Origin of the sequence: Celeribacter sp., from assembly GCF_048266405.1 — a bacterium.
GTDB lineage: Bacteria > Pseudomonadota > Alphaproteobacteria > Rhodobacterales > Rhodobacteraceae > Celeribacter.
The window spans coordinates 1-7,666 of record NZ_JBLWZO010000034.1; the positions used below are offsets into that span (position 1 = coordinate 1).

Here is a 7,666-nt window from a genome sequence, read left to right on the forward strand (position 1 = left end):
CAAAATGAACGCCTTCTGTGCGTCCGAAAAATTCGATGCTTTCATATCTTCCGCTCCTTTTTCCAACCAGAAATTTAGCGCGGAAAACTCCAATTAAAAACGATCCAGTTTAAAGGGCGCAGAGCACCGCAGATGGCCGGTCGGACAAGACTGGGAGATCGTCGATGGCTCAAACATACGGAACCGTGAAACTTTATCGTACTGACTGCTTTTGCATGTCAGACTCAATCATCTCTTTTACCATCTCTTCCAAGGTGATGGTTGCCTTCCACCCCAGTCTGGTTTCGGCTTTGGTCGCATCGCCCAGCAGTAAATCTACTTCGGTAGGACGGAAATAGACGGGATCAATGGCGATCAGGATTTCACCTGTCTTGGCGTCCTTTCCGACTTCATCGGTACCCGTGCCTTGCCAGTCAATCATGCGGCCGACGGCGGCAAAGGCCAGTTCTACAAACTCGCGCACCGTTCGGGTTCGCCCCGTCGCCAGCACAAAATCATCGGCTTCGTTATGTTGAAGAATTCGCCACATTCCTTCCACATAGTCGCGCGCATGGCCCCAATCGCGTTTGGCGTCCAAGTTCCCCAAATAAAGGCACTTTTGGGTGCCGTGCTCAATGGCTGCAACCGCGCGGGTAATTTTGCGGGTCACAAATGTCTCCCCGCGACGGGGGCTTTCGTGATTAAATAAGATGCCGTTTGACGTAAACATTCCATAGGCTTCGCGGTAGTTGACTGTAATCCAATAGGCATAGAGCTTCGCGGCGGCGTAAGGACTACGTGGGTAAAACGGCGTTGTTTCTTTTTGTGGTGTCTCATGAACCTTGCCGTAGAGCTCCGATGTCGACGCTTGATAAAAGCGACAGCTATCGGACATACCCAGAATGCGAATAGCTTCGAGCAAACGCAAGGTTCCAAGGGCATCACCGTTGGCGGTGTATTCCGGTGTTTCAAAACTGACCTGAACGTGACTTTGTGCGCCCAGATTGTAGATCTCGTCAGGGTGCGTTTCCTGGATCAGTCGGATCAGGTTCGTTGCGTCGGTCAGGTCGCCGTAATGAAGAAAAAAGCGACTATTTCCTTCGTGTTTATCGACATATAGATGGTCGACGCGTTCCGTGTTAAAGGATGATGACCGCCGTTTAACTCCGTGGACGGCATAGCCCTTTTCAAGCAGCAATTCGGCAAGATAACTGCCATCTTGTCCTGTAACGCCGGTAATGAGTGCGACCTTGCTCATAGTCTTCAATATATCCTTACTAAAAAATTTCGAGGGACCTCGAACAAAAAGCCGTTCTCTCCCACCGCATTGATAAGTATCAGTTATCTGTTATTCAGGAATAAATTTCTTGGCGCAGCGCTTTGTGAATATGCCGACCTTATCCTGAGGCGGTCGTTTCCCTACCGTGACGAGATATTTCATTCATGTGATGGTTTCAATGCCATGTGAAACTCGTTTAACATGGTTACTTCTTCTAACACATTGCGCCAGGTGCGCGTGGCAATGGGATCCGATTATAGACCTCAACAAGGTTGTTAACATGTTTTTCTAGGGTTGGAGGTGCTGCCCAAAAGTTCTTATAGGCGGCTAAGCCCAGTCTCGCCACCAGTTCATTGTCGCGAAGGCGTTTAAGTGTCTGTGTCAACGACACTTGATCTCCGCTGGTAAAGAACAGGCCTGCTTCTTCTTGAATAACAACATCAGTCGCAGCACAGCGATCTGCGATGATTGCAGGCACTCCGCGTGCGGCACACTCAAGTACCGTTAGTCCCAAGGTTTCATACCATAGCGATGGCAGCACAAGGGCTCTGGTTTGATCAATCAACGGTAAAATATCGCTAAAGGATAGCCAGCCAGTGAATGTGTGTTCAGGGTAGGCGGCCTGAAGGCTGTCTTTCAATTCTCCATCGCCCGCGAAAGTGACTTGAACGCCTGCGTCACGCGCGGCTGCGGCCAAAAGCGCCGGTCCCTTTTCTGGGGATAAGCGCCCAATATACAAAACGCCGTTGGCTTGTGCCGGATGAGACGCAGGCAATTTGATGCATTCAACGGGATTGTCGACGCGGTAAAGCGGGGTTTCTTTTGGCAAGAAGGGTTGTAAAATATCTTGGCTAAAGTCTGAGACCGAAATAAATGCATCTACCGCAGCAGGAAAGTTTCCAGGACCGCGTTGGATGGCTTGGCGAGCAATACGCCACATTTTATGAGTTACATTACGAGCATCACAGTTACAGCTCAGGCAGGCGGGACTTAAAGGTGTACGATGACAGATTTTCTGTGTCTTATAGTCGTAAAAGCCACCATTCGGACAAGCCGTAAAATAGTCATGTAATGTCAACACCAAGCGAAGGCGCCTTCGTCGGATGACCGGGATAACCGACGTTGAAAGGGCCTTTGACCAACTATGCAAATGGACGACGGTTGCAGCAGGATCGAGTGGCGCTAAAATCCCCTTAAGATGGTTTGCCGTATCAAGGTTCCAAAGTCCGGTCACAAAAGATTTGCGTCGGGTAGATGGATTGGAAATTGAAGGTTGATCAAGTGAGATGACCTCGGTGCTGCTGGCTTCTAATTCCTGATCGACGGTGCCACCTTCCCCTCCGACGAAAATAACCCGATACCCCAACTCACATAAGCCGATTGCACTTTTTATAGCAACTTTAGCTGCCCCCCCGTTGTTGCGAACAGAGTCCGTTAAGATGACAATTGTCGAAATCTGCATATTGAGTGCTTTCTTGCGCAACAAGGAGGCGAAAGTGAATGCTCGTAGAATATCAGAAGGTTCATAGCATTAATTTGCTTTCTTTTTCTACTCTGGTTCGGCGTATTTTTGCGTGCTAAAACAGCCCTTAGGCAGGCAGGCGTATTCAATTGGCAGGGGCGTATATCGGTGAGTGTTTTCGATAATAAGGTACTTCGAAGGGGGCTCGGATTTTGAGTGTTTCTAATGCCAAATACTCAGATCTTCTCGACGTGGTTATTGTTAATTACAACACCTACGACGATACGTTTAAATGCGTCACACATTTGATCCAGCAGGGCGAGGCCGCCCTGCGAAAGATTCACGTAGTCGATAATTTGTCCCCAGATGGATCTGGACCGCGTCTTGAACAGAATTTACCACCTGAAGTTGACGTTATCCTGTCGCAGATCAATAAAGGGTTTGGGGCGGGGGTTAATATTGGGGCCCGTGCCGGTAACGCCCCTTATATCCTTGTACTCAATCCGGATTGCTATCCGGAGATAGCCAATCTTCACCGCATTTTAGAACACTTTCATGAGCATGCGGACGTTGGCCTCGTTGGCGCGGAACTGATAAACCCTGATGGCTCTTTGCAATATTCTGCAAGGACGTTTTATTCTGCGCTGGATGTCGTTGTCCGTCGATCTTTCCTTAAACATCTATTTCCTTTTAGTCGTCTGAACCGAAGTCATTTATTGATGCGGCATCCACGGTCCGTTCCGTTTGATGTGGATTGGGTCATGGGGACTGGGTTTGTTGTTCGGCGTGATCTATTCGACCGCGTCGGGGCGATGGACGAGGCATACTTTCTTTACATGGATGATGTCGATTTGTGCGCACGGGTACATCGCGCAGGGTGTCGTGTTCAAATTTTACCAACGGTGAAATTCATCCATGATCATCGACGACAAAGCGGCTGGAATTGGCGATGGACACGTGCCCACTCAATGCATTTGGCGAGTTTGAGACTTTTTGCAAAGCGTCACGGATTGCCGCTTTTCCGGCGGCCAAAAATTCGTCAGCACCCTTAGGCATTCAGTCGTTTTCCGGTGCGGGATTAAAAGCTAGTTTTGCGACAGATCTCAGAAAAAATTATGGGGTAATCTGTATAGATTTTGAAGGGGGGTGAACTGAATTTATTTGAGAATAAAATCGCCCTTTGTTGCCGAAATAGAAATTGTAAACACTATTTATTGAAATAATGATGTCGTAAAAATAATATTTTAATAGGTTTTCAACGTTTTTAATAAAATGGTGTTTAGGAAATCCTTCAATGAACGGTAAAAACACAAAAAAATCTCTTATAATTGATACATTTTCTTTTCATTCTTTTGTTAATGCTGGATTTTTCTATTGTTGGTCACTTGCGGAGCAATATGACATCACTCTTCTAGTTGAGCAAGGTAACGAGAATTTAGCGGCTTTGCGGGTTCTAAAAGATGCAGGGAAAGTTGTCCGAATTGAAGTCATGCCACTCAATAACTGCCGATGGGCGCTCTTTCGCTGGCTGAGCACGAGGCTTCCGCGCCTTATAGAGGAATTGCGCCCGTCCTTGGTGCTGATGAATAACTGGCATTATTTCCATCAAAAAATTCTCTCTCGTACTGTGCGTGAAATTTGTCCGAAAACACCCATCGCGATTTGTTTGAGTGTCCACCAACCCGTTACTGATTTTGCCGTTACAGATCAGCAGCTGGTCGGTCTGCGCAGATTGGCCTGGCAAAAGCGTTGGCCTTGGCTGCCAAAGATATTGACCGACTTCGCACACGACATTTGGGGGCGCTGGGTCGGAGTCCGTGATTTTACGCTTCTTCCCCTGCTATTTGCGCGCGATCCAATAAGGCAGAGCCATTGCCCTTGGCGGGGGAAGCTGCTTCACAAAGATGTTGGAGGCCTTTTCGATGCGATTGTCTGTTATACGGAGACCGAGCGGGAAAGTTACGCTATGGAAGTGGCGGGGTTAGAGAATATTTACTTAATCCAACATCCAATGAATGAACAAGCGACAAACGCACTGTTTAAAACGAAAGGGAAGGAGCCGCGCATTGCAGTCCTCCCCTCAAGCTGTTTGGATTATGACAACGGCCAATCGTTTGAACAGCAGGTCGACGCTTTGGTTGAGCTGTGGGGGGAGGCGCTGGAGATTGTTCAGCTGCAAAGCAATCTGCCTGAAATCTGGTGGAAGTTGCATCCATCCTTTGTCGATGACCCGGTTATGACAGCGGTCACGGAACGGCTGTCTGAAAGGTTGCCCGGTTTTCAATCTATGACAGGAAAAATGACCGCCGAGGCGATGATCGTTGAGAGCTCGGTCGTGGTGGGCGATGTATCGTCAGTGCTGATTTGGGCGATGCGCCTTGGTCAGCGGAAGGTTGTAAGTTTAGACATTTTCGGCATGTCGGTGGGCGACGAGATGTCTTTCTATCAAGAGATTTCCGTTGTTGAGTCTTTATATGCTTTAACGACCCTGGGATCAGATTTCTATTCTGCCAAAGCATTAGATGCGCCCGAGAAGACTCATTATCCTACTGCTCTCGAATTTTTCTCATCGCTGCGCAGGTCATAGCAAATAGTGTTAAAAGAGGGGCACTGCTGACACCTGCTGTCAAAAAATCAGAAGCCGGTTGATCTTATTTCTGGGGCGGAAAACAGGCCAGTTCAAAACAGGCATGTGTTGCGCGATTTCGATGTCTGTTTCATTTTTGGTTGCCATTGGCTTTGCCTCAGCATCGTTGTATCCATTTCTGCGATATTTTCATCACGCTTCCGGGGGGCTCACATTATGCGCAAAACATCTTTCGCTTTGTCGTCTCTTCGGTTGGGAAAAATAGAGCTTGCTGTCACGGCTTTGATCTTAGGGGCGGCGGCGTTATCGACCGTGGCGTCGCTTCCGATTTTTCGGTTCGGAGTATGGCGTGACGGCGAGCCAAACGTGATTGCGGTGTTTGCCTTGGGGGCAATGGCCTGGTTATGGGGCGGGTATCTATATTATCGCGAAGGCCTTGCTAAGGTCCCGCTCACGGTTGCTGCATGTTTGCTTTTTGCTGTGTGGTGCAGTTTCACCAGCCTGTTTGCACATTTTCCTGTTTTGTCCTTTCTGGGCAGCCCACAACTGGGCGAAGGACCCGCGCTGTTTTTCTGCTGGTCAGGGATAATGCTGTTGATTTGGGCGTCCCGGCAAAGACGACCTGCTCTGCGCACAGCCCTGATTGCCGCCATTTTCATGATCCTTTATGCTGCCAGAGCAAATCGGCTGAGTGCGCATTCTGATTTCAGTCTTTTTGGGTTTGGTGATTATATCGGTGTGTTCGCCATTTTGCTGCCTGCCCTGCTGTATTGCCTAAGCCAAGAGTTCGCTTTGCCTCAGCGCGTATGTCATGTCGTGGTGCTGATTGGATATGGGCTTGCTGTCTTGCTGTCTTTGGACGGCAATAACCAAGGTGCAGCGCTGGCGCTTGTGCTCAGTGCGATTACCTGGGCCGTGATGACCACGCTGTTTGCACGTGGCAAACCGACATGGCAACGCGCTGCAATTTGGGGGGCAATGGTCGCGGTCGTTGTGCTGCCACTTTGTATCATGGCTGGTTTGTGGGCGCTTGGACAGAATATTGATAGTTATCAGGAAGCCAGCTTACCCGAGCTTTATCCTCGTCTCTATTCCATGGTGTCGCGCGCTTTGATGATGAAATTAACCGCTTATGCCTTTGGCGATGGCGGGGCTTGGACATATCTTTTGGGCAATGGCTTTGGCCATTCTTTGTTCTACATCCAAAATTATCTCCCATTCTCGGGGCAAAGTTTTCTGTACCCAAATTGGGATGTGTTTTATCGCGATTTTGTCCACACCCATTCGATCCCCTACGAAGTTCTGCTCTCTGGCGGGATTGTTGCACTGGCATTGTATCTGATCGTTTTTGTCCTGTGGATTTATGAAGCCGCGCCGCAGCACCGTGCGATCGTTATTGCGACTGCATTGGGCTATATGGCAGTGATATCGATCTGGTTTGAATTTGCCTCTCTCGTTCCGCTTTTGGCATTGGTGATGGGGGCAACATTGCGACACAGCGGCGATCCGAGCCGGCGTTGGGGACTTGTTATATGGCCGCACCGGGCATGGATGGGGGCCGTTTTGATCGGGTTTGTTTTGTGCGGGAGTGCAGGTTGGCTGTATTGGCAGAATAGGGGGCTGGATAGAACATTGTTTCTCGCAAATGCTAACCCACTTAACGGCCTTGTGGTTCCCGATGATGGCGCGCGCGGCGGCATCTCGCTGCAGCGCGCATTGCTTGATGGTTGTCGGCCACTGGCCAAACAAGATAGCGAGGGGCTGAAAAATATCTCAGTCGGCCAACTCGACTGGTGTAAGGGATTGTTACAGCAGGCGCGCCGTGAGATCGACTCTCACCCTAATAGTACATTGGTACTTGCCTACCTGGTGCTCGCCGCCGAATTCGCCAATAGCTCCGCCGATGCGCCACCCGCATCCAAAGATATTCAACAAGTACTGCGCAATAATTGGGGGGACGTCGCCGAGCTGCTTATTACCGTTGCGCCGCATCGTATTGATGTCCTCGTGACGTATTTTTCTTATTTGGCAGAAGCCGATGTTTCCGATGAAACCCGGCAACAAGGTGCGCGGATCCTAAATGCATTTTCCCGCGAATATCCGGAAAATCCGATTGTTTTATGGTTTAACGGCCAGCAAAAACTTAACGATCATTCGCGTCAACGCGTGTTTGACGGACTGACCGAAATGATTGCTGCAATCGAGAAATATCACCTAGAGCGCTTTATTGGTTTGCCCGATGACGTTTTGGCAAAGTTGCAAAAAGTTCGCGACGAACTTGAGGGAAGTCAATAGGTGTTGTCGCAAAGTGGTGTGTTTTTTGGGGTGACATCCGTTCCGCAAAGTTATGGTGGTTGAG

Annotated in this window: 5 protein-coding genes; 3 read left to right on the forward strand and 2 right to left on the reverse strand. The window is 49.2% G+C overall.

Annotation, left to right across the window (positions count from 1 at the left end):
- Positions 1-193: 193 nt before the first annotated feature.
- Both gmd and ACN0TS_RS18855 read right to left on the reverse strand, forming a co-directional pair.
- On the reverse strand, positions 194-1,237 hold the full coding sequence (gene gmd / locus ACN0TS_RS18850) for a GDP-mannose 4,6-dehydratase (protein ID WP_417260857.1): 1,044 nt from the start codon (positions 1,235-1,237) through the stop codon (positions 194-196).
- 235 nt (positions 1,238-1,472) lie between these two features.
- Positions 1,473-2,720: a glycosyltransferase family 4 protein gene (locus ACN0TS_RS18855; RefSeq protein WP_417260858.1), complete on the reverse strand. Its 1,248-nt coding sequence runs from the start codon at positions 2,718-2,720 to the stop codon at positions 1,473-1,475.
- Positions 2,721-2,932: 212 nt separating this feature from the next.
- Here ACN0TS_RS18855 and ACN0TS_RS18860 point away from each other — a divergent pair, with 212 nt between their 5' ends.
- From ACN0TS_RS18860 to ACN0TS_RS18870, 3 genes are all read left to right on the forward strand, one after another.
- Positions 2,933-3,772, forward strand: a complete 840-nt coding sequence (locus tag ACN0TS_RS18860; protein ID WP_417260859.1) for a glycosyltransferase family 2 protein — start codon at positions 2,933-2,935, stop codon at positions 3,770-3,772.
- A 242-nt stretch (positions 3,773-4,014) separates the two neighbouring features.
- The gene (locus ACN0TS_RS18865; RefSeq protein WP_417260860.1) at positions 4,015-5,307 is read left to right on the forward strand and encodes a hypothetical protein; all 1,293 of its coding nucleotides are present in this window, start codon (positions 4,015-4,017) and stop codon (positions 5,305-5,307) included.
- A gap of 216 nt (positions 5,308-5,523) precedes the next feature.
- Positions 5,524-7,602 (forward strand): hypothetical protein, encoded by a 2,079-nt coding sequence (locus tag ACN0TS_RS18870; protein WP_417260861.1) that lies wholly within the window; start codon positions 5,524-5,526, stop codon positions 7,600-7,602.
- Positions 7,603-7,666 lie beyond the last annotated feature (64 nt).

Bases quoted from the DNA above. Each gene is read 5' to 3' on its own strand.
- gmd (WP_417260857.1), bottom strand. From the start codon at position 1,237: ATGAGCAAGGTCGCACTCATTACCGGCGTTACAGGACAAGATGGCAGT.
- ACN0TS_RS18870 (WP_417260861.1), top strand. From the start codon at position 5,524: ATGCGCAAAACATCTTTCGCTTTGTCGTCTCTTCGGTTGGGAAAAATA.
- ACN0TS_RS18865 (WP_417260860.1), top strand. From the start codon at position 4,015: ATGAACGGTAAAAACACAAAAAAATCTCTTATAATTGATACATTTTCT.
- ACN0TS_RS18855 (WP_417260858.1), bottom strand. From the start codon at position 2,720: ATGCAGATTTCGACAATTGTCATCTTAACGGACTCTGTTCGCAACAAC.